The 24,331-nt window shown below is 33.2% G+C and carries 21 protein-coding genes; 20 read left to right on the top strand and 1 reads right to left on the bottom strand.

All coding sequences use genetic code 11. The annotated features are described in order from the left end of the window. Window positions 1-98: 98 nt before the first annotated feature. On the top strand, window positions 99-2,507 hold the full coding sequence (locus ACFSJT_RS05550) for a hypothetical protein (protein ID WP_378319226.1): 2,409 nt from the start codon (window positions 99-101) through the stop codon (window positions 2,505-2,507). A gap of 103 nt (window positions 2,508-2,610) precedes the next feature. Beyond that, window positions 2,611-4,737, top strand: coding sequence for a Tex family protein (locus ACFSJT_RS05545; RefSeq protein WP_378319225.1), 2,127 nt, complete (start codon window positions 2,611-2,613; stop codon window positions 4,735-4,737). A gap of 483 nt (window positions 4,738-5,220) precedes the next feature. On the opposite strand, the gene ACFSJT_RS05540 is transcribed toward ACFSJT_RS05545, so the two are convergent. After that, complete coding sequence (locus ACFSJT_RS05540) at window positions 5,221-5,409, bottom strand: Sec-independent protein translocase subunit TatA/TatB (protein ID WP_378319224.1); 189 nt, start codon at window positions 5,407-5,409, stop codon at window positions 5,221-5,223. Window positions 5,410-5,576: 167 nt separating this feature from the next. On the opposite strand from ACFSJT_RS05540, the gene ACFSJT_RS05535 reads away from it, so the two are divergent. The 18 genes from ACFSJT_RS05535 to ACFSJT_RS05450 all read left to right on the top strand — a co-directional run bounded on the left by ACFSJT_RS05535 (window position 5,577) and on the right by ACFSJT_RS05450 (window position 24,322). After that, a complete protein-coding gene (locus ACFSJT_RS05535; RefSeq protein WP_378319223.1) occupies window positions 5,577-6,449 on the top strand; it encodes a M23 family metallopeptidase in 873 nt (290 codons plus the stop codon). 23 nt (window positions 6,450-6,472) lie between these two features. Then, the gene (locus tag ACFSJT_RS05530; protein WP_378319222.1) at window positions 6,473-7,972 is read left to right on the top strand and encodes a GH3 auxin-responsive promoter family protein; all 1,500 of its coding nucleotides are present in this window, start codon (window positions 6,473-6,475) and stop codon (window positions 7,970-7,972) included. A gap of 22 nt (window positions 7,973-7,994) precedes the next feature. Further along, window positions 7,995-9,689: a DUF6909 family protein gene (locus tag ACFSJT_RS05525; protein ID WP_378319221.1), complete on the top strand. Its 1,695-nt coding sequence runs from the start codon at window positions 7,995-7,997 to the stop codon at window positions 9,687-9,689. A 3-nt stretch (window positions 9,690-9,692) separates the two neighbouring features. Beyond that, entirely contained in the window at window positions 9,693-10,673 is a 981-nt protein-coding gene (locus tag ACFSJT_RS05520; protein WP_378319220.1) for a hypothetical protein, read from the top strand. A 54-nt stretch (window positions 10,674-10,727) separates the two neighbouring features. After that, on the top strand, window positions 10,728-11,699 hold the full coding sequence (locus ACFSJT_RS05515) for a type I phosphomannose isomerase catalytic subunit (RefSeq protein ID WP_378319545.1): 972 nt from the start codon (window positions 10,728-10,730) through the stop codon (window positions 11,697-11,699). 3 nt (window positions 11,700-11,702) lie between these two features. Beyond that, entirely contained in the window at window positions 11,703-12,722 is a 1,020-nt protein-coding gene (gene rfbB, locus ACFSJT_RS05510) for a dTDP-glucose 4,6-dehydratase (RefSeq protein ID WP_378319219.1), read from the top strand. Then, a complete protein-coding gene (rfbA, locus tag ACFSJT_RS05505) occupies window positions 12,719-13,576 on the top strand; it encodes a glucose-1-phosphate thymidylyltransferase RfbA (protein WP_378319218.1) in 858 nt (285 codons plus the stop codon). Before rfbB ends, rfbA begins: the two co-directional genes overlap by 4 nt. A gap of 2 nt (window positions 13,577-13,578) precedes the next feature. Beyond that, window positions 13,579-14,136 (top strand): dTDP-4-dehydrorhamnose 3,5-epimerase, encoded by a 558-nt coding sequence (gene rfbC / locus ACFSJT_RS05500; RefSeq protein ID WP_378319217.1) that lies wholly within the window; start codon window positions 13,579-13,581, stop codon window positions 14,134-14,136. Beyond that, the gene (rfbD, locus tag ACFSJT_RS05495) at window positions 14,120-14,989 is read left to right on the top strand and encodes a dTDP-4-dehydrorhamnose reductase (RefSeq protein WP_378319216.1); all 870 of its coding nucleotides are present in this window, start codon (window positions 14,120-14,122) and stop codon (window positions 14,987-14,989) included. The genes rfbC and rfbD overlap by 17 nt, the downstream gene beginning before the upstream one ends. Then, window positions 14,979-16,253, top strand: coding sequence for a nucleotide sugar dehydrogenase (locus ACFSJT_RS05490; RefSeq protein WP_378319215.1), 1,275 nt, complete (start codon window positions 14,979-14,981; stop codon window positions 16,251-16,253). Before rfbD ends, ACFSJT_RS05490 begins: the two co-directional genes overlap by 11 nt. Window positions 16,254-16,284: 31 nt before the next feature. After that, window positions 16,285-16,842: an acyltransferase gene (locus tag ACFSJT_RS05485; protein ID WP_378319214.1), complete on the top strand. Its 558-nt coding sequence runs from the start codon at window positions 16,285-16,287 to the stop codon at window positions 16,840-16,842. Beyond that, on the top strand, window positions 16,839-17,525 hold the full coding sequence (locus ACFSJT_RS05480) for a cytidylyltransferase domain-containing protein (RefSeq protein ID WP_378319213.1): 687 nt from the start codon (window positions 16,839-16,841) through the stop codon (window positions 17,523-17,525). The genes ACFSJT_RS05485 and ACFSJT_RS05480 overlap by 4 nt, the downstream gene beginning before the upstream one ends. Further along, window positions 17,518-18,528 carry an N-acetylneuraminate synthase family protein gene (locus tag ACFSJT_RS05475; protein WP_378319212.1) on the top strand — a complete coding sequence of 337 codons (1,011 nt, stop codon included), beginning with the start codon at window positions 17,518-17,520 and terminating at the stop codon, window positions 18,526-18,528. The genes ACFSJT_RS05480 and ACFSJT_RS05475 overlap by 8 nt, the downstream gene beginning before the upstream one ends. A 3-nt stretch (window positions 18,529-18,531) precedes the next feature. Then, complete coding sequence (locus ACFSJT_RS05470) at window positions 18,532-19,155, top strand: hypothetical protein (RefSeq protein ID WP_378319211.1); 624 nt, start codon at window positions 18,532-18,534, stop codon at window positions 19,153-19,155. Window positions 19,156-19,158: 3 nt separating this feature from the next. Continuing rightward, window positions 19,159-20,532, top strand: coding sequence for a glycosyltransferase family 2 protein (locus tag ACFSJT_RS05465; RefSeq protein ID WP_378319210.1), 1,374 nt, complete (start codon window positions 19,159-19,161; stop codon window positions 20,530-20,532). Next, window positions 20,525-21,760, top strand: a complete 1,236-nt coding sequence (locus ACFSJT_RS05460) for an oligosaccharide flippase family protein (protein ID WP_378319209.1) — start codon at window positions 20,525-20,527, stop codon at window positions 21,758-21,760. The genes ACFSJT_RS05465 and ACFSJT_RS05460 overlap by 8 nt, the downstream gene beginning before the upstream one ends. A 106-nt stretch (window positions 21,761-21,866) precedes the next feature. Further along, window positions 21,867-23,069, top strand: a complete 1,203-nt coding sequence (locus ACFSJT_RS05455; RefSeq protein WP_378319208.1) for a glycosyltransferase family protein — start codon at window positions 21,867-21,869, stop codon at window positions 23,067-23,069. A gap of 377 nt (window positions 23,070-23,446) precedes the next feature. Beyond that, the gene (locus tag ACFSJT_RS05450) at window positions 23,447-24,322 is read left to right on the top strand and encodes an O-antigen ligase family protein (protein WP_378319207.1); all 876 of its coding nucleotides are present in this window, start codon (window positions 23,447-23,449) and stop codon (window positions 24,320-24,322) included. Window positions 24,323-24,331: the final 9 nt, after the last annotated feature.

The raw sequence follows: 24,331 nt of genomic DNA, 5'->3' as shown, positions 1-24,331 counted from the left end.
AAACCGGAATAATTCTCTTAAAATTTTAGTTAAAATGTTAACTAGAAATTACATTTAGAAGATAGGATTCTTATTTTTAGTACAAAAGTACAAGGGCCATGAAAAGTATTTTCTTATTTTCCTTATTCCTATTTATCGATACATTATTATATTCCCAAAGTTCTGTTATTCCTGCCAAAGCTAATGCAGATTATTTTGATATACCTAGAGAAAGTTTATTTCTACATTTAAATAAGAGTACCTACATAAATGGTGAAGAGATTTGGTTCAAGGGCTATTCATATGATCGTAAAGAATCTCTTCCATCTAATGGTTCTACCAATTTCAACATTCAACTTTTTAATGAAAAGGGCCAAGAGTTGTATAAGGGTTTATTTTTTGGTTCGAGAGGTAGTTTTAGAGGAAACATCAAGATAGATTCTAGTTGGAGCAGTGGTTCTTATTATTTAAAAGCTTCTACCAATTGGATGAACAATTTTATAGAGGATGAGTCGTATACCAAAAAAATCGAGTTGATCAAAGACCGTGTTATCGATGCTGTTGTAGTAGATCAGGCGTTAGACTATGATTTTCAGTTACTTCCCGAAGGGGGTCATTTAATAGCCGATACAGATAATAGCATTGGTTTTAAGTTGATCAATGACCGTGGTTATGGTGTTTCTTTTGAGGAGGGTTATGTAGAGGATGAAAAAGGCAAGAAAGTCATGTCTTTTGTGTCGAATCGTTTTGGTATGGGCAAGTTTGGTTTTCGTCCTGTTAAGGGTAAGCGGTTCACAGCTGTTGCAAGGTTCACTAATGGAGACGAGGTAAGAAAGGTATTTCCAAAAGTGGAGGCTACAGGTGTTGCTATTAGCATCAATAATATGATTGAGGACGAGGTGATGATCGAGTTAAACACGAATAAAAAAACGATAGGGCATCTGATGGGGAAAGATCATTATCTACTGATTCGGCAGAACCACTTATCAAAGAAGCTTCCAGTTACTTTTAGGGATAATGAGACCAAGAAGCTTATTTCTATAGAAAGAGATAATTTGTTTAAAGGGATCAACGTCCTTACTTTGTTTCAAGACGATATTCCTATTCTCGAACGCTTATTGATGAATCCATATGATAATATAATGAAGGATATAATGATATCTGAAGGCTTAACGGTTAAGGATTCAATATCTTTTGAGGTCAAAGTCCCACAAAAAGACGGGGTTCGTTATGATATTAGTATTTCGGTACTTCCTGAGGAGACCAAGTCTTATGTTCCCAATGATAATATCTATTCTGCGATGCTATTACGCCCTTATATCAGAGGTTTTATAGAGGATGAGAAGTATTATTTTACTGATATAGATAGAAAAAGAAAATATAACTTGGACATATTGTTAGTGACCCAAGGTTGGAGCAAGTATAGCTGGAATGATATTTTTACCACTCTCCCAAAATCTTTATATGGTATCAACAAAGGGTTTAGATTAAAAGGAAAGATACAGGGTAGAAGCAAAGAAAATGTAGCCAAAGTATATATGCACTCTACAACCTTCCAGGGAGGTCAATTAATGGATATTGACGAAACAGGAGCTTTTGAGCTTCCTAATTTTTTTCCGGAGAAAGGAGAAACGATAAGACTTTCTGGGGTAGCGCCTGATGATTCTTTTGTTAAGCCCACATTGTATGTTCAGACTCAATTGGATCAACGAACAACATTCTTAAGTAAGGAAGTAATAAGGAAAGAAAATATAATAGAGAACAAAGAAATACACAAAGATGTAGAAATTCCGGAGGGGTTTATTACAGATCAGACTCAAGTTTTAGATGAAGTTGATCTACAAACGAATATAAAAGACGAAAATACGAGTGCGATACGGATACTTCCACATTTCAAACTTAATTCACAAAAGATCACACAGCGTATGGCAGATGACTTTCCAACGATATTGGATTATATTAGATCCACAGGAAGATTTAGGATTAGGGATTTAGCTCCATTTTATTCGAATGTAACTATTATGGCTCCAGTTCCTAATGCTATTAATAACTTGGCTGATGTGCCTGTGTTTTTGAACGACCAAGAATTAAGGATTGATTTAAGTATTCTAAGTATTATGGCCACTGCAGAAGTTGATCGAGTGTATATCGATAGGATAGGTTTTGGCATAGGAGGCATAGGAGGCAGAGGAGGGGCAGGTGCATCGATAAGAATATATACCCGAAAAACTCCATTGTATCAAGAAAGACCGACTGCAAATAGTTTTATTGAATATGAGATGAAGAGAGGTTACGAACCAGTAAAAGAATTTTATAACCCGGGGTATACAAATTATTCAGATGCTATATTTATAGATTATGGCATAATTCACTGGCAACCTTGGATAAATTTTAGCAACAATGGTACAGGAAAATTTATGATTAAAAAGACAGGATTAGAAAACATTACTTTTTTTATTGAAGGCCTAGGTAGCGATGGAAGTCTTATTTCTAAGACCATCACAAAAAAGATAAGCCCCAATAATTAGGGTGAACTATAAATAGTATTTTTAAAATTGTAAAAAACTTTCTCGGGTTATAAAATAATCTTTCGTTTTTGACATTATATTTAGCGATTCTAAAAATAAGTTCATGAATTCCGTTTCTTATATCGCTAAGCACCTACCTGTTTCAGAAAAACAGATTATCAAAACCGTTGCTCTTCTAGATGAAGGAGCAACCATTCCTTTTATTTCTCGTTATCGTAAAGAAATGACAGGAGACCTTGATGAGGTAGCCATTGGAGAGATTGTAAAATATAAAACAGCTTTTGAAACACTTGAGAAAAGAAAAGAGAGTGTTCTTGCGTCTATCAAAGAGCAAGAAGCGCTTACACCAGAGCTCGAAAAGAAAATTCTTACCGCCGAAACACTTACACAAGTTGAAGACCTTTATCTCCCTTATAAAAAGAAAAGAAAAACCAAAGCTACTGTTGCCAAAGAGCAAGGGTTAGAGCCGCTGGCAAAAATTATCATGCAGCAAAAAGAAGAAGAAATTCTTTTTGTAGCTTCAAAATATCTTAATGCTAATGTGCTTAACGAAGAACAAGCTTTGCAAGGAGCTAGGGACATTATTGCCGAATGGATTAATGAAGATGAAAAAATAAGAACTCGCTTGCGACGATTATATCAAAGAAAAGCGAGCATAGCTTCAAAGGTCATTAAAACTAAAAAAGATAAAGAAGAAGCACAAAAATACCAGCAATATTTTGATTGGGAAGAACCACTTCATAAATGTCCTTCGCACCGATTACTGGCAATTCTAAGAGCAGAAAACGAAAAGATAGTTCGTGTAAAAATTACTGTACCAGAAGATAATGCATTAGATATTATCGATGAGATTATGATCAAAACCAACGTAGAAGCATGTACCGACCATATGTTTCTAGCAATTTCTGATGCATACAAACGATTATTAGCTCCTGCCATGGCTACCGAAGTTCTTAATCAAGCTAAGGAAAAAGCCGATGATAATGCGATTAAGGTCTTTGCACAAAATTTAAAACAGCTATTGTTGGCATCACCTCTTGGACAAAAGAGAATATTAGCATTGGATCCTGGTTTTAAATCGGGCTGCAAAGTGGTCTGCCTTGATGAACAAGGTGATTTATTGTATAATGAAAACATTTATCCTCATCCGCCACAACGAGAAACTTCCAATGCGATCAAAAAAATACGTTCTTTGGTAAATGCGTATAAGATTGAAGCCATAGCTATCGGTAATGGTACGGCAGCAAGAGAAACCGAAGCTTTTATTAAAAAAATTCCTTTTGAAAACCCTATTCAAGTATTTATGGTTAATGAAAGTGGGGCTTCGGTATATTCGGCATCCAAAATTGCAAGAGCAGAGTTCCCAAATTATGATGTTACTGTACGTGGTGCGGTATCTATAGGAAGACGATTGGCAGATCCACTGGCAGAACTGGTAAAAATAGACCCAAAAGCTATCGGCGTGGGACAATATCAGCATGATGTGGATCAAACCAAACTAAAAAACGAATTGGATACCGTGGTCATGAGCTGTGTAAATAGTGTTGGGATTAACGTAAATACCGCTAGCGTACCGCTACTAAGCTATGTATCAGGAATTGGTGAAAAATTGGCCGAGAACATTGTCGCCTACCGATCAGAGAATGGAGCACTACAATCAAGAGAAGAACTTAAAAAAGTACCACGGTTAGGAGGAAAGGCATTTGAGCAGGCTGCAGCGTTTTTGCGAATTACGAGTCCAAAAAATCCGCTGGATAATTCTGCGGTGCATCCAGAACGCTATCCATTAGTATCAAAAATGGCAAAAGAAGCCGGAGTGCCATTAACAGACCTTATTGGGAATGCATCAGCTATTAAAAAAATCAAACTTCAGAATTATGTAACAGACGATGTGGGATTACCTACGCTAACTGATATCGTTAAAGAACTAGAGAAACCCGGAGTAGACCCCAGAAAAAAGGTAACTATTTTCGAATTTGATCCTAATGTTAAAAAGATTGAGGATGTTAAAATAGGTATGAAATTACCAGGAATCGTAAACAATATCACCAATTTTGGTTGTTTTGTAGATATAGGCATCAAAGAAAGTGGATTGATCCATATTTCAAAACTGGCTAATGAATACGTTAGTGATGTGAATGCAGTGGTTCAATTACACCAGCATTTGATGGTTACGGTTATAGATGTTGATGTACCTAGAAAGAGAATTCAACTGTCACTTATTGATTAACCTGAGTTCGATCCAAGAAGGACTTAGGTATAAAACTAATACCATATTTATAAGCATTTTAAGTCTCCTCTCCCTCTGGGCTACCGTGTGTAAACATCCTTTATGAGTGTCATTTTATATGCTATCCTCCCTCAATCCCTCCTAAGGAGAGAAGCTTAAAGTCCTTTTCCCCTTTTGGGAGAGCCTGCCTTGCCGTCAGGCAGGGATTTAGGAGAGGGGAAATACTATGAAAAGCACTCATACTAGCCTTCTCCCAGAGGGAGAAGGAACCATAGATAACATAATTACATGAATATCAGTTAGTTTTATATCGAGTCAGGTTGATTAAATCCTTTTAGTATCCTTGGACCAGAGATTATTCTTTCTAAAGTGAACTGATTTTAGCCTGCGCCGAAATGATCATCAAACGATAGTAGCTATATCATAAAAAACCCCATCTACCTTTGGGCAGATGGGGTTGCATATACATTTGATTCTAAAAAATTACTTTTTCTCGTCAATTTTTGGATCTTCCTCTTCTTTAGAGGCATCCTTAAATTCTTTTATTCCACTACCAAGACCTCTCATAAGTTCAGGGATTTTCTTTCCTCCAAACAATAGTAATACGATGACTACAATTAAGGCAATTTGCCAAGGGCCTATCATTCCTAAAAATATACTTGATGATACCATGATCTAAATTATTAGAATACAAAGTTAGCAAGAAATGATGAAATATAAGTTTTATGCTGTTAAAAAACAGTTATAATACTATTTTTTGTAATATACCAGACGAATTATGTATAGAAAAACGTTGTATTTTAATATTGGTATATTACGTATATTTGTGTCTTAGATCTATGGCAAAAAAGAATAAAGAACCGAAGAAGATTACCAAGAAGCTATTGAATAAATATCGCTTGGTGATTCTTAACGAAGATACTTTTGAGGAACGTATATCGTTTAAACTCAATAGGCTCAATGTGTTTGTAATGGTCACTATTACCGGAATTGTCTTGGTAGCCGGAACCACTTTTTTAATTGCATTTACCCCTCTTAGAGAATATATACCCGGGTATTCTTCTACGTCACTCAATCTAAAAGCAACGCAACTAGCTACAACCACAGACTCACTAGAATCTGTAATTAATATAAATCAAGAATATTATAAGTCAATTAAAAAAGTACTAACCGGAGACGTAAAGACAGTAGAATTTGATATAGACTCTGCAATACAGTCTCAAAAATTGAACCCGGAAGAGGTTGATCTTGCACCTTCAGAGCAAGATATAAAACTTCGTGAAGAAGTATCAAAAGAGGATAAGTATAGTTTATTCGAAAGTGAAAAATCAAGTACCGACTTTTCATTGTTTCCTCCGGTAAAAGGCAATATTACGTCTGGGTATAATGTGAACGAAAAACATTACGGTGTAGATGTAGCAGTACCCAAAGATACTCCGGTAAAAGCAGCATCTTCTGGAACCGTAATTTTTGCAGAATGGACTGCAGAAACGGGGCATGTAATTATTTTAAAACATAACAACAACTTGCTAACGGTTTATAAACATAACGCCTCTCTTACAAAACAACAAGGAGAACAGGTAAAATCAGGCGAAGTAATTGCAACGGCAGGTTCAACAGGTGAACTGTCTACGGGACCTCACTTACATTTTGAATTATGGAGAGATGGATTTCCTACAGATCCATTGAACTTCATCGATTTTGAACAATAATAATCATTGTTAAAATAGTAAAGATGTCTTTAAAAGCACTAGGAGCTAAGATATTTGCCAAATACATTAGAAAAAAAATCAATAAATGGGCTTCAAATCCTCTAGAAACTCAGGAAAGGGTCTTTAAAAGTTTATTAGATCAGGCGAAGCATACACAATTTGGTAAAGATCACGGTTTTCAGAATATAGAAACATATTCAGATTTTGCTAAGTATGTTCCCATACGAGATTATGAGGAATTAAAATCTTATGTAAATCGCGTAGTAGATGGAGAGAAAGATATTCTTTGGCCGGGCAAACCACTCTACTTAGCAAAGACCTCAGGAACTACAAGTGGCGCAAAATACATTCCGCTTACCGCAGCGTCAATGCCTACACATATTAATGCAGCACGCAATGCAATTTTGTGCTATATTGAAGAAACAGGAAATACGGGTTTTGTTGATGGTAAAATGATTTTCCTGCAGGGAAGCCCGGAAATGGAAGAAAAGAATGGAATACTGCTAGGCAGACTATCGGGTATTGTAGCGCATTATGTTCCTAAATATCTTCAAAGAAATAGAATGCCGAGTTGGGAAACCAATTGTATTGAAGATTGGGAAGAAAAGGTAGATGCAATTGTCAAAGAGACTGTAGACCAGAATATGACCATAATTAGTGGTATTCCGCCTTGGGTACAGATGTACTTTGAAAGACTTCACAAAAAAACAAACAAGAAAATAGGAGAACTCTTCAAAAATTTTGAACTATTCATTTATGGGGGCGTAAACTTTGAACCCTATAAAAGTACTTTCGAAAAATTGATTGGCAGAAAAGTAGCAGGGATAGAACTGTATCCCGCTTCTGAAGGCTTTTTTGCTTTTCAGGATAGCCAGAAAGAAAAGGGGATGCTATTACAGCTAGACTCAGGAATGTTCTATGAATTCGTAAAAGCCGACGAATTTTTTGAAGAAAACCCAAAAAGATTAACCATAGGCGAAGTTGAGGTGGGAGTAAATTATGTAATGCTTGTTTCTACCAACGCAGGATTATGGGCATATAACATAGGAGATACAGTACAATTTACGAACACTTCACCATATAGAGTAGTGGTTTCAGGAAGAATCAAACATTTTATCTCGGCTTTTGGTGAACATGTAATTGGAAAAGAAGTAGACCAGGCACTTAAAGAAGGTGCAGATGCCATAGGAGTAATGATTAACGATTTTACAGTAGCTCCTCAAGTAAATCCAGAGGGCAATGAGCTGCCCTATCATGAATGGTTTATAGAATTTCAAGATTCACAAAATGATGTAGAACAATTGGCAGTAGAAATTGATAATGCATTAAGAAAACAAAATTCATACTATAATGATCTAATCGAAGGAAAGATTCTAAAAAGGCTACAAATAACGATCGTTCCAAAAGATGGATTTAAAAACTACATGAAATCTATCGGTAAATTAGGAGGTCAAAACAAACTACCAAGACTATCTAACGATAGAAAAATTGCAGATAGACTCACCACTATGATCAACAAATAGCTATATTTGCTACGAAAAATTTATGGCAAATCTTATATTACAAGGAAGAACACGGGCCCAAGAAAGCTCGAGCGCAATAGAACGCATGTATATTACCATGCGTCATCTTTTCAATAGAGGCTTTTATAAACCAATGGGAGTTTCGGGAGAAACACTTAGAGAGGCTCTGCTAACCTTACGTCCAGAAATTTACGGTTCGGTTGCAGAGGAAAAAGTTGAGCTAAACGGATTACTTTACGTAATAGATCGGTTACCGTTTGGTATTGAGGAGTGTCGTTATATTAATCTAACAAGTGAAGAAGGATATAAAAACTCTCATTTCACAGCTATAGTTCCTCCAAAACGGCGAAGAAATTGTTATCGTATCGATGAGGAGCAGATGAATATAGAAATCACTCGTGGGCGATCTGAGATTTATGACATACTTACCCATTTGACTTTTCTTTTTATCGAATCTCATAAAATCATGAATCGTGTCGTGATTAACGAAGAAGGGAACGTAATTCGGGATTGGGAAAAGTTAGAAAGAGCTGTTTTATCTAAGAAAGAATTAACTCAGGCCGAAAAAGAAGTCGCACTAACTCATACCGCAAATATTTTAGGAAGGACTTTTGAAGAAGTATCTACTATCTATAATGACTTTTCATGTCCAGAAAATAAGGAACGCTTTTTGCATATTATCTACTGGCTCGGTAAATTGGCGATAGAAGAATCGATAGAAGATAAAAAACGTATTGTCACCTTCAGTCCTGTTTTAAGAGAAAGACTAGGACATCACATACATGGCGAGAAATGGGCAAATAATATCAAGAAAAAATTAGAAGAGCTTCATTTACTGGATCGACCGATACATATTATTAGTGCAAACATGCATAGTGTAATGAATACCCTATATGCATCTTTAGCATTGAAAACAGAATTAAAAAATAAAACCATTTTTGATGTTTATGAAGCACTGAGTAACAATAAAAATGATAAACTAAGAGCACGAGTAGAAAAATTGGCTTTGCAAGAAGGAATGACGTATATCGAAGATCAAAGTGGGGCCAATATTAATGTACAGGTGTTTGATACAGCAAAATATACTAAAGGTGAATATCAAAGTTTAATTTCTGATGTTAACAATAGTGACAAACCAGTAATTATCGTTATGGACTATGCATTTGGTGAGCAGGCCTATGAGACCATGGACGAACTTTTAAAACCATATGTTACTATTACTGGAAGCAAAATCCATATCAACGTAAAGTCTATTTCTATAATGGGTAAAGCAGGCATTCTTGAAGGAGGGAAAGGAGATATTATGATTCCTACTGCTCATGTTTTTGAAGGCACGGCAGATAATTATCCTTTTGAAAATCAGTTGAAAAAGAAAGATTTAGCAGGTAATGGAATTGACATCTACGATGGTGCAATGATTACAGTATTAGGAACTTCATTACAGAACAGAGATATCTTGAAGTTTTTTCATGATTCTACCTGGAATGTAATAGGATTAGAAATGGAAGGAGCGCATTATCAAAAAGCGATACAATCGGCATCCAGACTTAGAGGGAGTATTAGTCCAGAAGTAAAAGTGAGATACGCGTATTATGCTTCAGATAACCCTTTAGAAACAGGAAGTACGTTGGCATCAGGCGGATTGGGAACTACTGGGGTAAAACCCACATATCTTATTACCGAAAAAATTATAGAGCAAATATTTAAAGAAAAATAAAGAATGAGTCACGAAAATCAGAACGAAGAAATTGATTTGATGCAACTTTTTGGGATGGTAAAGGAGTTTTTTAGGAAAATCTTGAGATTGATTATTTCGGTGATAGATTTTTATAAAAAAAAGTGGTTGCTATTTTTTGTGGTAGTTATTGTTGGGTTTGGAGTGGGATATTTTATGGATCAGTATCAAGATCTAAAAGATAGATATGTTCAAGAAATTATCATAGAACCAAAATATGATTCCACAGAATATATTTATGATTTTATTGAAGATTTAGACGATAATTTTGCCGACAGTCTTTATGTGAAAAAACTTGGTTTGGAAATAGAGCAGGCAAAAAATATAAAGAAAATTTCTTTAGAACCAATTATCAAGCCTGAGGATGTTTTAAATCAACTTCAAAATAAATATGGAGGCAAAGAGTCTTTTATTGAAGCCTATGATGAAAATACGCTAAAAGAGAAAAAATTCCGTAATTTTTACAAACAACATAAACTAACAATAATATTTAAAAACAAAGAAGACATCAACAGCGGTGTTTCCAAAAGCATTCTTAATTATATAAAGTCAAATGATTATTTCAATGAACTTTTAGAACTAGAGCTTAAACAAGTTAATGTTAGTATCACCCAAAATAAAAAATCATTAGAATTTATAAATGATTATTTAACTAATTTGAGTCAAAACCCTGCAAAAAACGATGAAAAATTTATTTATGCATCAGAATCCGAAACGCCTACAATTTCCTCTTTGCTAAAAAGAAAACAGGATCTAATTGAAAGAGTTAAAAACGATGAAAAATTAGTTACACTCGATAAAGAAGTTTTTACAGTCGTGCATTATGGTAATATTGTTTCTAAACGTAAGATTCTGGTAAACAGAAGATTTTTCTTGATGCCATTGATTCTGGTAGGTTTGGTATCGCTAATTTATCTGTTAAGATTTTTGAAGAAGGCTGCAAACAACTTTGTTAATAACGAGTAAATTAGTTAGGGCTACTTTTTCAAAAATTAATAAATAAAGAACTACTTTTTTATGTTGTATCCATTAAAATTTTACCCTATTTTAAAGGAAAAAATTTGGGGTGGGGATAAACTAAAAACAATTCTTAACAAACCTGCTTTCAGTACTAAAGTAGGCGAGAGTTGGGAAGTCTCTGCCATAGATAACGACGTCTCTATAGTTTCTAATGGAACTCTTGAGGGTAAAAGTTTGATTCAACTCATTAATGAGTTCAAAGATGAATTATTGGGTGAAAAAGTATATCAGAAGTTTGGCAATAAGTTTCCATTACTCATAAAATTTATTGATGCAAAAGAAGATTTGTCGGTACAACTTCATCCTGAAGATAAGCTAGCCAGAGAAAGACATGATTCTTTTGGAAAAACAGAGATGTGGTATGTAGTTCAGGCTGATCAAGAGGCCAAACTTATTATAGATTTCAATAAAAAGACAACAAAAGAAGAGTATCAATTGAATTTAAGTGAAGGTCGATTAATGGATTTACTCAATTTTGAAAATATATACAAGGGTGATAGTTTCATTATCAAGGCAGGTACAATTCATGCTATAGGCAAGGGCACACTAATTGCAGAAATCCAACAAACTTCAGATATTACATATAGAGTATATGATTGGGACCGTAAAGACAATAAAGGAAATAAGCGAGAATTGCATACAGACCTTGCACTAGAAGCACTAAATTTTGAGAATGATCATAAATTTAAACTATCATATTCAAAAAAACCAAATCACGTAAATGAAATAATTTCAGCACAATATTTTACGACAAACTTTATTTATATTAACAAGAATATTGAAAGAAACTACAAAAGTTTGGATACTTTTATTATTTTAATATGTGTTGAGGGTAAAGGTGAAATAATTGTGAATGATCAGGCCACGCCTATTTCGATTGGCGAAACAGTGTTAATACCTTCAGTAATTGATGAACTAACTTTGCAAATTAGTACCGAAATCATGAAAGTACTGGAAGTTTATATTAAATAAGCTATGATCAATATTTTAATAACAGGAGGAGCTGGATTTATTGGATCTAATTTTATACCGTATTTTCTTGAAAAAAATCCTGAAATTGCTGTTATAAATATAGATAAACTTACTTATGCAGGAGATCTTAAAAATCTAGCTGAAGTAGAAAACCATAATAACTATACCTTTATTAAAGGTGATATCTGTGATCGATCTTTGATAGAATCTCTTTTTAGGCAATATGATTTTAAAGGAGTAATTCATTTTGCTGCAGAATCACATGTAGATAATTCGATTACAAACCCCGATGAGTTTATTAAAACCAATGTTTTTGGGACGTTTACCTTAATCGATGTAGCAAAAAATTACTGGATGAATTCCCCTTATGTTTATAAAGAAGAATACAAAGGCTGTCGATTTCATCACATATCAACTGATGAGGTCTACGGTACATTAGGCGAAACGGGTTTGTTTTCTGAAACCACACCTTATGCTCCTAACAGCCCCTACAGTGCATCCAAGGCATCATCTGATTTTATAGTAAGAAGTTATTTTCATACTTATGGTATAAATGTAGTTACTACTAACTGTTCCAATAATTATGGACCCAAACAGCATGACGAAAAATTGATCCCTACTATTATCAGAAAAGCGTTGGCAGAAGAAAATATTCCTATTTATGGAGACGGCAAAAATATTAGAGATTGGCTATATGTTTTGGACCATTGCACAGGGATTGATTTGGCGTTTAAAAAGGGAAAACCGGGAGAAACTTATAATATTGGAGGAAGAAATGAAAGAGATAATAACTATGTAGCGACAAAGGTTTGTGAATTATTAGATGACATGGTGCCAAGAAAAAAGAATAAATCTTATAATGAATTAATTACTTATGTAAAAGATAGACCAGGCCATGACTTAAGATACGCCATTGACGCGACTAAAATTGAAAAAGAGTTGGGTTGGAAGGCAGATGAAAATTTTGAAACCGGAATAAAAAAGACACTTTCCTGGTATTTGAAAAAATACAGTAAGTTATGAAGGGAATTATATTAGCAGGAGGTTCGGGAAAAAGGCTATATCCCTTAACATTGGCGGTTAGTAAACAATTAATGCCAGTGTACGATAAACCAATGATTTATTACCCAATTTCTACATTGATGTCTGCAGGAATTCGTGAAATTCTGATCATCTCAACTCCTAGAGATTTACCACTCTTCAAGCAACTTCTTGGAGACGGAACAAAATATGGCTGTAGATTTGAGTATGCAGCACAAGATAAGCCTAATGGATTGGCGGAAGCTTTTATTATAGGAGAGCAATTTATAGGTAATGACAAAGTTGCTCTCATATTAGGCGACAATATATTTTATGGATCGGGTTTAGAAACACTATTAGAGAGTAATAATGACCCAGATGGAGGAATAATTTATGCATATCATGTTCAGGATCCAGAAAGGTACGGCGTTGTAGATTTTGATAAAACAGGAAAAGTATTATCTATCGAAGAAAAACCAAAAGAACCAAAATCTAATTATGCGGTTCCTGGAATTTATTTTTATGATAATGATGTCGTTAGAATTGCCAAATCAATACAACCGAGCACAAGAGGAGAATTGGAAATTACAGACGTCAATAATGTATATCTCAAAAAGGGAAAGTTAAAAGTAAGCATACTGGATAAAGGTACTGCATGGCTTGACACAGGTACGTTTAATTCACTTATGCAAGCATCTCAATTTGTGCAGGTCATTGAGGAGAGACAAGGGCTTAAGATAGGTGCTATAGAAGAGACAGCCTATAAAAAAGCCTTTATTAATAAAGAACAACTCAATACACTGGCCAAGCCTCTTTTAAAAAGTGGTTATGGCAAATACTTATTACAGTTAGACTAAAAATGGAAATTCAACCAACGTTTCTTGAAGGGTGTTTTGTCATTAAGCCCAAAATTTTTAACGATACTCGAGGATCTTTTGTTGAAACCTTTAGCCAACGAGTTTTTAAAAAAATCACAGGGCTAAATGTTAATTTTGTTCAGGATAATCAGTCCATTTCTAAAAAAGGAACGCTTAGAGGTTTACATTTTCAGACAGGAAAACATGCTCAAGCCAAATTAGTAAGAGTTATTCAAGGAGAGGTGCTGGATGTAGTGGTAGATTTGCGACCAGAATCCAAAACCTATAAAAAGCATTTTTCTATGGTGTTAAATGATCATAATAACTTCCAGTTATTTATCCCAAGAGGTTTTGCTCATGGTTTTTTGACTTTAAGTGATAAAGCTATTTTTGTATATAAATGCGATAACTATTATCACAAAACTTCAGAATCTGGAATTATATTTGACGATCCCGATCTGGCCATAGATTGGAAGTTAAATACTGCCGAGATCCTGTTATCTGAAAAAGATAAAAAGTTGCTACGTATAAAAGATATACAAGATGCAGGAAAAACCTAATAAAACAAAAGTTTTAATAACAGGATCAAGTGGTCAGCTAGGACAATGCCTGAAAAAGATTGAAAAAGACTATCCTGCTTTTGATATATACTTTACTGATTCTAAAACTTTGGATATCACCCAAAAAGACCAGCTAAATAATTTATTGTCTGAAATAAAATTCGATTATATAATCAATTGTGCGGCATATACCAATGTCGAACAAGCAGAAAAGGAACCTGAAAGAGCCTTTATGGTGAATGCTCAAGGGGTCAAAAATATAGCCGAAATATGTAAAGATCATCACGTAGTGCTTATTCACATCTCAACAGACTATGTGTTTGATGGTAAAAAGAAAACACCATATACAGAAGAAGATATTCCTAATCCTATAAACGTATATGGAAAATCTAAATTGGAAGGAGAAAAATATATTCAGGAGATTCTCGAGAATTACTTTATTATAAGAACATCATGGTTATATTCAGAATTTGGGCATAATTTTTTTAAAACCATTCAAAAAAAATCAAAAACCGAAAAAGAACTTACTATTACAACTTCTGAAACGGGCACCCCTACAAATGCTAATAATTTGGCTCGATTTATTTTTGATTTGGTTGGATTAAGAACTTCAAAATATGGTATTTATCATTATGGTAATCAAGGCGAAGCCACCTGGTATGATTTTGCAAGAGAGATTTTGAGCGTATTAGGTAAACTTGATACCATAAAACTTAAAAAAACAGATAATTATCCTACTTTTGCACAAAGACCAAAATTCAGTATTTTGAATAATACTAAAATAAAAAAGACGTTCTTAATTCACCCAATAGAATGGAGAAATAGTTTAAAAAAACTGATTGATGATCTCTAGTAATATAAAAGAAAATAAAATCGCCATAATAGGACTGGGTTATGTAGGATTGCCTCTGGCTGTTGAATTTGGTAAACACAAGTTCAATGTTATTGGTTACGATATTAATTCTTCAAGAATAGAAGAGTTACAAAAGGGAATCGACATTACTAATGAAGTAACTGAAAAAGAACTTAAAAGTGTTGATTCGGTTTATTATACTTCGAATGAAAAAGAATTATCTACAGTAAACATTTATATTGTTACCGTTCCTACACCAATAGATGCCTTTAAACAACCAGATTTAAGGCCTCTTGAGTCCGCTAGTGAGCTTGTGGGCAGGTACTTGACTAAAGGAAATATAGTGATATATGAATCCACTGTTTTTCCCGGATGTACTGAAGAAATCTGCGTTCCATTATTAGAGCAATTCAGTGGGCTGAAATTTAATACAGATTTTTTCTGTGGGTATTCTCCTGAAAGAATAAATCCAGGTGATAAAGTTAGAAGAGTTCACAATATTGTGAAAGTGACTTCAGGAAGTAATGAGAAAATTGCAGAACTGGTTGATGAATTATATGGAACCATTGTTACTGTGGGGACTCATAAAGCATCTTCTATCAAAGTGGCCGAAGCTGCCAAAATCATAGAAAACACCCAAAGGGATTTAAACATTTCATTTGTCAATGAATTGGCTCTAATTTTTGACAAAATGAATATTGACACACTCGAAGTATTGGAGGCGGCCGGAACTAAATGGAATTTTCTGCCATTTAGACCAGGTCTCGTTGGAGGTCATTGTATAGGTGTAGATCCATTCTATTTGACTCATAAAGCAGAGAGTTTGGGATATCATCCTCAGGTAATTTTATCTGGAAGAAAGATCAATGATGAAATGGGAGTACATATTGCCAATAAGATTGTGAAGCTAATGGTACGGGAAGGGCATCGCGTAAAAAATGCTAAAGCTTTGATGTTAGGCATCACGTTTAAAGAGAATTGCCCCGATATTAGGAATTCAAAAGTGATAGATGTGATAGATGAACTCAAGGAATTTGGAATTTCTGTCGATGTGTACGATCCTCATGCTGATTCAAAAGAGGTGAAACATGAGTATGATATTGATTTGATTGAAACACCCAACCGCAAGTATAATGTCATTGTTTTAACTGTTGGACATGATGAATTCAAAAGCCTAAATATTTCTGAATTGGGAAACTCTGACTCTGTAATCTATGACGTAAAAAGTTTTTTGCCCAAAGAGCTTACTACTGATAGGTTATAATGAAAAGCCAAAGAAATAATATTAAATGTCAATGGACAATCAATCAAATCAATTAAGAAAACACTTAAAATTTACGCTGAAAAATCATTTACGAGCTGTTTATCAACGTTTTCGTGGTGGTAATTTTGGAAATAAAGTATTTATAGACAAGAATGTCTCTATTTTACGATTTCCAAAAAACATTTATTTCGGGGATTATTCAGTGATTAAAGAAGGAGCAAATATTTGTGCCTGTAATAAGAACTCAACAATTAGTATTGGAAATAGAACCACTGTGGGTTTTTATACCTTTATATATGCTTCAGAACAAATAGAGATAGGAAATGATTGTCTTATAGCTCCTTTTGTTTATATTGTCGATAGTGATCATTCTATAGCAAAGGACAAATTGATTAACATGCAACCTAATACGACTTCAAAAATTACTATTGAGGACGATGTTTGGATTGCAACAGGAGCAAAGATATTAAAAGGTGTTACTGTTGGAAAAGGAGCTGTGATAGCAGCTGGTTCAGTAGTAAAAGATGATGTGCCTCCATATACTATTGTAGGAGGAATTCCAGCAAAAACAATAAGTAAAAGAGAATGACAGGTATAATAATCTTATGTAGATATAATTCTTCAAGACTTCCAGGCAAAATCTTAAAAACGATCAACGAAAAACCGATATTAGATTATATTCTTGAAAGACTCGAAAGGTTAAAAAATGATTTTCCAATTATTGTTTGTACGTCTATTGAAAAAACAGACGATCCAATTGTTGAGTTTTGCCAAAAAAACAATATAAAACATTATAGAGGAAGTCTTGATAATGTTGCTGCTCGTTTCTTAAAATGCGCCAGAACATTTGGCTTAAGTCATGCAGTTAGAATTAATGGAGATAATTTATTTTTGGATGTAGATCTAATACAATCTATGATTTCTATGTTGGAAGAAAAAGAGCTCCACTTTATTTCGAATGTCGAAAAAAGGACTTTTCCCAGAGGGATGAGTGTAGAAATTGTTAATGTAGATTACTACGAAAATTCTTTTTCAGATTTCGATGATAGTGATCTTGAACATGTAATGACATATTTTTATAGAAATAAGTCTGAAAGAATGAAGTTTGTGTATAATGAGAGCAAGAATAATCTTGCAAAACTAAATTTGGCAATCGATACACAAGAAGACTTTGAGAATGCCAAACAAATTATAGCACATATGGATAAAGACCATAGGCTCTATAATTATAATGAAGTTATCAATTTACATAGAAAAATAAGAAATGAATAATACTTGGCAAGGAAAACATGGACCCTTATTAATTGCTGAAATTGGAGGAAATCATGAAGGTAATTTTGAATATGCTTTGAAGTTAACACAGCTTGCTATTGAAGCAAAGGTGGATTTCATCAAGTTTCAACTATATAGTGGTGATACCCTGGTAAGTAAGATGGAATCTCCGACAAGAAATAAACATTTCAAAAAATTCGAACTAAGCAAAGAGCAGTATATTCAACTTGCCGAATTGTGTGAGTCCAACGGAGTTGGTTTTATGGCTTCTGTTTGGGATGAGAGTTATTTGGAATGGATCGATCAGTATATTCCTGTTTATAAAATTGGATCTGGAGACTTAACTGCATATCCTTTACTTAAAGCGATTGCCAATATCGGCAAACCCATCATTTTATCAACAGGGCTTTCCACTATTGAGGATGTAGCAGGAGCAGTGGATTTTGTGCAAAAACAAAATCCACTATATAAGGACCCTAATTTTCTTTCTATACTCCAGTGTACATCTATGTATCCTATTCCTTTTAATGATGCACATCTCTCAACAATGGACACTTTTAAAAACTTGTTTAATTTACCGGTTGGATATTCGGATCATACCGAAGGTAAAAAAGCATTAGAAATAGCTGTAGCCAAGGGCGCACAGATATTAGAGTTTCATTTTACAGACGACAGAAAGAACAAAGAATTTAGAGACCATAAAGTATCTTTAATAAAATCCGAAGTTTTAGAATTAATTGAAGATATCCGAAAAATTTATGATCTAGAAGGCAATAAAGTGAAAAGACCATTGCCCGTAGAAGGGGATCATGTGGTGACTTTCAGAAGGGCCGTTTATCCTTTAAAAGATCTTAAAGCCGGAACTTTATTAACTGAAGAAAACCTTACTATACTTAGACCAAATCATGGTATCGACGCCAGAGAGTTTTATGACGTAATAGGAAAAAGACTTAAAGAGGATGTTGTAATGCATCAAAAATTAAGCTGGAAAATATTAGAATAGTAGATGTTATTTTTTTTATTGAGATATTATTATCGTATTAAGCCCCAAATATCAGGCTTCATTTTTAAATTACTTTTTAGCCATAAAAAGCTAAAAATTGGTAAGAATTTTCAATGTGATACTTTTCCCAAAGTTTTACTCGATAAAACAGCTTCTATAGAAATAGGTAACAATGTAATTTTCAGAAGAAATGTTGAATTAAGGGCACATGGCACTTCAAAAGTTAATATCGGTGATAATTGTAGAATTGATCGGGGAGTTAGAATACTTGGCGCGAATAAAGCTCAAATAGTCTTCGAAGAAGGTGTTAGAATGGGATTGTATACCGTATTAAATGGAGGAGACTCTATAAGAATTGGAAAAAAATCATTAGTTTCAGGATATGTTTATTTGCAAACAAGTATGCATAATTATGAAGGAAATAGTAGTATCCAAAAACAAGGATATACTCATGCTCCAATTGATCTAGGAAATGATATTTGGTTAGGAACTCATGTTGTTATATTTCCAGGAACCACCCTAGGAGATAAAAGTATAGTAGGTAGTAGCTCGGTAGTAAATCAGTCTTTTGACCAAAACTCTATCGTAGCGGGAATTCCTGCAAAATTAATAAAGAAAAGAAGCTAAGTTATGGTAAGTACACCTTTAATTACGGTATATATTACAAATTATAATTATGGTAAATTTATAAAAAAGGCCATAGACAGTGTTTTAGAACAAACACTACAAGATTTCGAATTGATAATAATAGACGACGGCTCTGTAGATAACTCCAAGGAGATAATAGAAGACTATACTAATAAACAGGATATAAAGGTCGTTTATCAACAGAATAAAGGGCTTAATATTAGTAATAATATTGCCCTAAAAGTTGCCAGAGGTAAGTATATAATGCGATTGGATGCAGATGATTATCTGGCGCCTACAGCATTGGAAGAAATGTCTGGTGCTCTTGAAAATAATCCCGATCTTGGACTGGTATTTCCTAACTATTATAATGTGGATAGTAAGGCAAATATCATGAACGAAATTCAGAGGCATGATTTCAACTCAGAGGTAAATCTATACGATCAACCTGCGCATGGTGCCTGTACAATGATAAGAGTTAAAAATCTAATAGAAGTTGGAGGATACGACGAAAGTTATACATGTCAAGATGGATACGATTTATGGGTGAAGTTCGTAAACAGGTTTCAGGTTACCAATGTCAACAAACCACTGTTTTATTATCGACAGCATGGTAGTAATTTGACAAAAAATGAGGACCGTTTACTCAAAACAAGACTATTGATTAAACAGGCACATATTGAAAAAAACAACTATAAACTTCCTGTAACAGTTGGGGTCATACCCATAAGAGCCGATTATGATCCGACTTACGAAGTCATTAACAACCAAACATTGCTTGAAATAAAGATTGAGGCGCTTCAGAAATCTAAAAACGTAAAAAAAGTTATAGTAACAAGCTCCGATGAAGAAATAGCTTCGTTTATTCAGGAAAAACAGATTCCTGATGTAACCTTTATTAGGAGGCCCAAGGAAATAGAACGATTTAACATATCTTTGATTGAAACCTTAAAATTCTTTCGAGATAATACGGATGATATAAAAGAGTATGACTCTGTACTTTTTTCTTCTATATCCTATCCTTTTATAGATGAAAACGTAATCGATGATGCAATAAACACACTTTCAATTTTTAAGGCAGACTCTTTAATAAGTGTAAGGCCAGAGGATCATAAGTTTTACCACCATACAGGAGAAGGTATGGTACCTGTTTTTAATCAAAGTTTTACCAGATTAGAACGTGAATCTATTTATAAGTTTTCTGGAGGATTATTGGTTGCAAATATTGAATCTGCTCTATCTGAGAATAAGATTATTCATAAAAAGGTTGGTCATGTTGTAATTAGTAAGCAGGCCAGTTTGGATATTAAATCTGATTTTGAACTAAAGCTTTCCGAATTAATTTTAAAAGATAAGGAAACAAAATCTCATGTTTAAATTCCTTTCTGCGGCTTCTTTTTTTAATCTCTTATTAAGAGGACTTTCCATGGGGGCAAAGTTTTTGCTTTCAATTTATATCATTAAATTTCTGGGAATAAAAGAATTAGGGGTTTTTGGAGTTTTTCAATCAACGGTTACTATTCTCTTAATAATAGTGGGATTAGATTTTTATTCCTTTAATACTAGAAAAATAATAGAACATCCTTCTCTTCTAAGTGATTATATAAGAAATCAAGCGGTTTTGCATTTGGTTACTTATTGTATAATATTACCCTTCACGGTTATCATTTTTTATCAAGATATAATAGCTTTTAAGTATCTCCGGTATTTCTTTTTTATTCTGGTTTTTGAACACTTATCCCAAGAAATGTTTCGACTATTGGTCGCTTTGAGAAGATCGATTATAGCAAATATTGTTTTTTTTATAAGAACAGGTATATGGGTTTTTATATTGGTTTGCTTGGGTTATCTATCACCCTCTTACAATACATTAGAATTAGTTTTTAAATTTTGGCTATCTGGTTCAATACTATCATTATTAATAGGAGTTATTTATTTGCAGAAAGAATATGCTTTAAAATGGTTTGGCAAAATTGATTTAGAGTTAATTAAAAATGGGGTGACAATAGCTTTTCCTTTTTTTTTGGGAAGTATTTGCTATAAAATAATAGAGTTTTCGGGCAGATATTTCATAGACTTTTGGTTTTCAAAAGAAGAAGTAGGGGTATATACGTTTTTTAGCGGTATAGCGAATACACTTTTTGTTGCACTTTATTCTTCGTTTATAATCATAGAAGCACCAAAGCTCATTAAAAGTAAAACAGAAGGTTATGAGGCCTTTCAGACGAAGCTTAAATTTTTTAAGAAAGGAGTTATCAGGATTGCCCTATTGCTTTTGGTGTTGGCAAACATAGCTATATATCCGTTACTTATTTTCTTGGATAAACAGAAGTTATTTGACTCAATAGAGGTTTTCTGGATTATGTCTGTATCTATTACTATGTGGAGTTTTTCATACGTTTATCATTATGCTTTGTATACCTATCATTTCGATAAAAGAATATTAATTGCTACGTTAGTAGCTTGTATAGCTAATATTGGGTTAAGTTTTATTTTGATTCCAAGATTTTTGCTTGTTGGTGCCGCTTTAGCACATTTGCTTAGCTTTTTATTAGTTTATGCTGTTAAGTATTTTTTATGGAACAAAACACAGAAAGAAATATAAAATGAGATTATTTTAAAATGGTTTAATCAACCAGAAACCATAATTTTTAATAAACAGACACTGTTTATAATTGTAAAGGATAACTTTGTAAATATTCTTTTTTGAAATGAAAAAATTATTATTTGCTGCATATAATCGAGAGCATCTAGAAAATTTTGTGGAACTTGAAAAGTTTCTTCAGGATAAATTCGAAATATATTATCTGGATGTTAATGACATTGTAAAACAAAGAATTGATTTTACAGGAAAAAAAACTGTAAAATTCGATGTTGATTATCCTTTTCCCGAATCCTTTTTTTTACTCTCATCGCTTCAAAAATTAAAGTTTGCTTTTAAAAACCGAAAAAGAATGGCTAATCTTGCCAAAGGATATGATGCCTTTGTAATTGGAAGTGATTCTTTGTTTAATCGAATACTTTTGAATAGTGCAAGAAGAAAGAATAAAAAGACATTTTTATTATTGGATTCTATAGTTTATGATGCATACAAGTATAGGTATAGTAAGGATGCCAATAACAAAGTATTAAGACATAAGTTTTTTAAACAATTGCTTAATGTTGGCCCATTAAACGAGATATTTCCTGTCCTAATAGGCTCAACAAAAGTTAATGCGATATTTGTTTCGGGTAATTATTCTAAGGAAAGTGTAGAAAAGTACAATAAAAATTCGCTAGTCTATGCTACAGGAATTCCCAGATTCTCAAAGTTTCAGATTTTAAAAAGTGATGAGGCACTAAAGCCTAGTGATGTAATAAATATCGCTTATTTTACGGGAGCATATCAATGGCATAAAAATTATAAATCTATTGATGCCCAAGAAAAAAATATTGCTGCGTTAGTGAAACTTATAGAGGATCTACGAAAGGAAACGGGCAAAGATGTTCGATTTATAATTAAGATTCATCCAAGAGATGATGCAAAGTATTATGAACAATATAAGGATCGCAACTTTATTGATATTATTGAAGGTGGAAATAATCTTGAATTATATAAAAGATTAGATTGCTTATTGGCTATTTCTTGCACAACTATGATCGAAAGCTTAAGAATTGTCAATAAAGTAGGAGCCATGGTGCTGTATACCGATCAAGATGACATAAAACAAAATGAATATTTAAATTCGGGAATGTTTTTGCTTATAAAATCTGAAGAAGAATTAAGAGCAGAAATATTAGATTTACTGTCTTCAAATGATCAGTTTGATGAAAATCGATTACAAACAGTAAATCGTTTTGTTTCAGAATCTACAATAGATTCTGCAAAAATAATATCTGAAATTATAGAAACCATTGTGTTTAATAAAACCTAATGTCTTTAAAACAAACAAACAATTTAGCAATAACATTATACTTTATACTTTTAATAATCGGGAGTATAAACTATTTCTTTTGGCACCTGATTTTAGAGGTACATGACGATTTTTTCCCAAAAGTTTTGAATAATGTTATTGTGCTTAGTCTTCTTGTAGTATCACTGGTTCCAAATCTTTTATCCAGAAAGATTAGTAAAGAAGGTTATTTTTTTGCATTCCTTTTTTTAATTATATACTGCTTCATAATCTCTTTTCTTTCAACTAGTCCGAAAAATTATATTCCTTCTTTACTTAGATATTTAAATTATATCTCTGTAGGATTTTTTACATACAATTACATAAAAATAAATGGGCTTGATAACTTTAAAAGGAAATTGAATCAGTTTATTTCATGGTCGGGTTACTTGATTATTGTAACATCGGCATACGAGATTATTAATGGAAAAGTCTTGTTCATGAATGGAGCCTATAGGTTATCAGGAGGATTTTACAAGCATCCGCTTGCATATGGTTTGTATACTCTTGCGATTTTTATTTTATGGACTGAACTTAAAACCGTAAAGGCAAAAGGAATAAAAAAATATTATAATGCAGTTATTTCGATTCTTTTGTTCGCGATTTTTATGAATACACATTCGAGGATGTTGCAAGTAGCATTGATATTATCATATAGTACATATTTCTTATTAAAACAGAGGCATGTTTTAAAAATTATGTATACTATTTTGGGTGTTATTGCTTTAGGAGTGATAAGTTATAATGTGGTCATGCATACCAATATTTCTCCTAGATTGAGATACGCATTTAAATCTATAGACGATCCATCCTCTAATGAGAGGGTAAGGATTATTAATAATTCGATAAAAAATTTGGACACATTTGATTTAACCTTTGGTATTGGTTTAGGAAAGTTTAGCTCATTTTATATGGAGGCAACAAATGAAACCAAGAAAAAAGGTGTTGCTGCCCATAATAACTATCTATTGTTTCTTGTAGAAAGCGGTATACTGGGACTTTTACTATTTCTTTTTTATCAATTTCTTCTAATGCTAAAATCCATTATTAAAATAAGAGCATATCCCAAAGATAGTTTAATACGCTTAAGTTTTATTTTTATCTTCATTTATGAGATCCTTTCATTCCTGTTAAATAATTATTATTTCTATCAAATAGAGTCTTTGGTTTGGATTTTTATGGCCGTTATTTTATACAAAAACGAAAAAGGGGATCTGATAAAAAGCGGAGCCTAAAGTCTTTTT

This window comes from Aquimarina celericrescens, from assembly GCF_042682765.1.
GTDB lineage: Bacteria > Bacteroidota > Bacteroidia > Flavobacteriales > Flavobacteriaceae > Aquimarina > Aquimarina celericrescens.
The sequence above is the reverse complement of the archived record's forward strand: the minus strand, read 5'-3'. Positions and strand labels throughout refer to the sequence as shown.

Coding starts and splice junctions, on each gene's coding strand:
- ACFSJT_RS05550 (WP_378319226.1), top strand. CDS start 99: ATGAAAAGTATTTTCTTATTTTCCTTATTCCTATTTATCGATACATTA.
- ACFSJT_RS05545 (WP_378319225.1), top strand. CDS start 2,611: ATGAATTCCGTTTCTTATATCGCTAAGCACCTACCTGTTTCAGAAAAA.
- ACFSJT_RS05540 (WP_378319224.1), bottom strand. CDS start 5,409: ATGGTATCATCAAGTATATTTTTAGGAATGATAGGCCCTTGGCAAATT.
- ACFSJT_RS05535 (WP_378319223.1), top strand. CDS start 5,577: ATGGCAAAAAAGAATAAAGAACCGAAGAAGATTACCAAGAAGCTATTG.
- ACFSJT_RS05530 (WP_378319222.1), top strand. CDS start 6,473: ATGTCTTTAAAAGCACTAGGAGCTAAGATATTTGCCAAATACATTAGA.
- ACFSJT_RS05525 (WP_378319221.1), top strand. CDS start 7,995: ATGGCAAATCTTATATTACAAGGAAGAACACGGGCCCAAGAAAGCTCG.
- ACFSJT_RS05520 (WP_378319220.1), top strand. CDS start 9,693: ATGAGTCACGAAAATCAGAACGAAGAAATTGATTTGATGCAACTTTTT.
- rfbB (WP_378319219.1), top strand. CDS start 11,703: ATGATCAATATTTTAATAACAGGAGGAGCTGGATTTATTGGATCTAAT.
- rfbA (WP_378319218.1), top strand. CDS start 12,719: ATGAAGGGAATTATATTAGCAGGAGGTTCGGGAAAAAGGCTATATCCC.
- rfbC (WP_378319217.1), top strand. CDS start 13,579: ATGGAAATTCAACCAACGTTTCTTGAAGGGTGTTTTGTCATTAAGCCC.
- rfbD (WP_378319216.1), top strand. CDS start 14,120: ATGCAGGAAAAACCTAATAAAACAAAAGTTTTAATAACAGGATCAAGT.
- ACFSJT_RS05490 (WP_378319215.1), top strand. CDS start 14,979: ATGATCTCTAGTAATATAAAAGAAAATAAAATCGCCATAATAGGACTG.
- ACFSJT_RS05485 (WP_378319214.1), top strand. CDS start 16,285: ATGGACAATCAATCAAATCAATTAAGAAAACACTTAAAATTTACGCTG.
- ACFSJT_RS05480 (WP_378319213.1), top strand. CDS start 16,839: ATGACAGGTATAATAATCTTATGTAGATATAATTCTTCAAGACTTCCA.
- ACFSJT_RS05475 (WP_378319212.1), top strand. CDS start 17,518: ATGAATAATACTTGGCAAGGAAAACATGGACCCTTATTAATTGCTGAA.
- ACFSJT_RS05470 (WP_378319211.1), top strand. CDS start 18,532: ATGTTATTTTTTTTATTGAGATATTATTATCGTATTAAGCCCCAAATA.
- ACFSJT_RS05465 (WP_378319210.1), top strand. CDS start 19,159: ATGGTAAGTACACCTTTAATTACGGTATATATTACAAATTATAATTAT.
- ACFSJT_RS05460 (WP_378319209.1), top strand. CDS start 20,525: ATGTTTAAATTCCTTTCTGCGGCTTCTTTTTTTAATCTCTTATTAAGA.
- ACFSJT_RS05455 (WP_378319208.1), top strand. CDS start 21,867: ATGAAAAAATTATTATTTGCTGCATATAATCGAGAGCATCTAGAAAAT.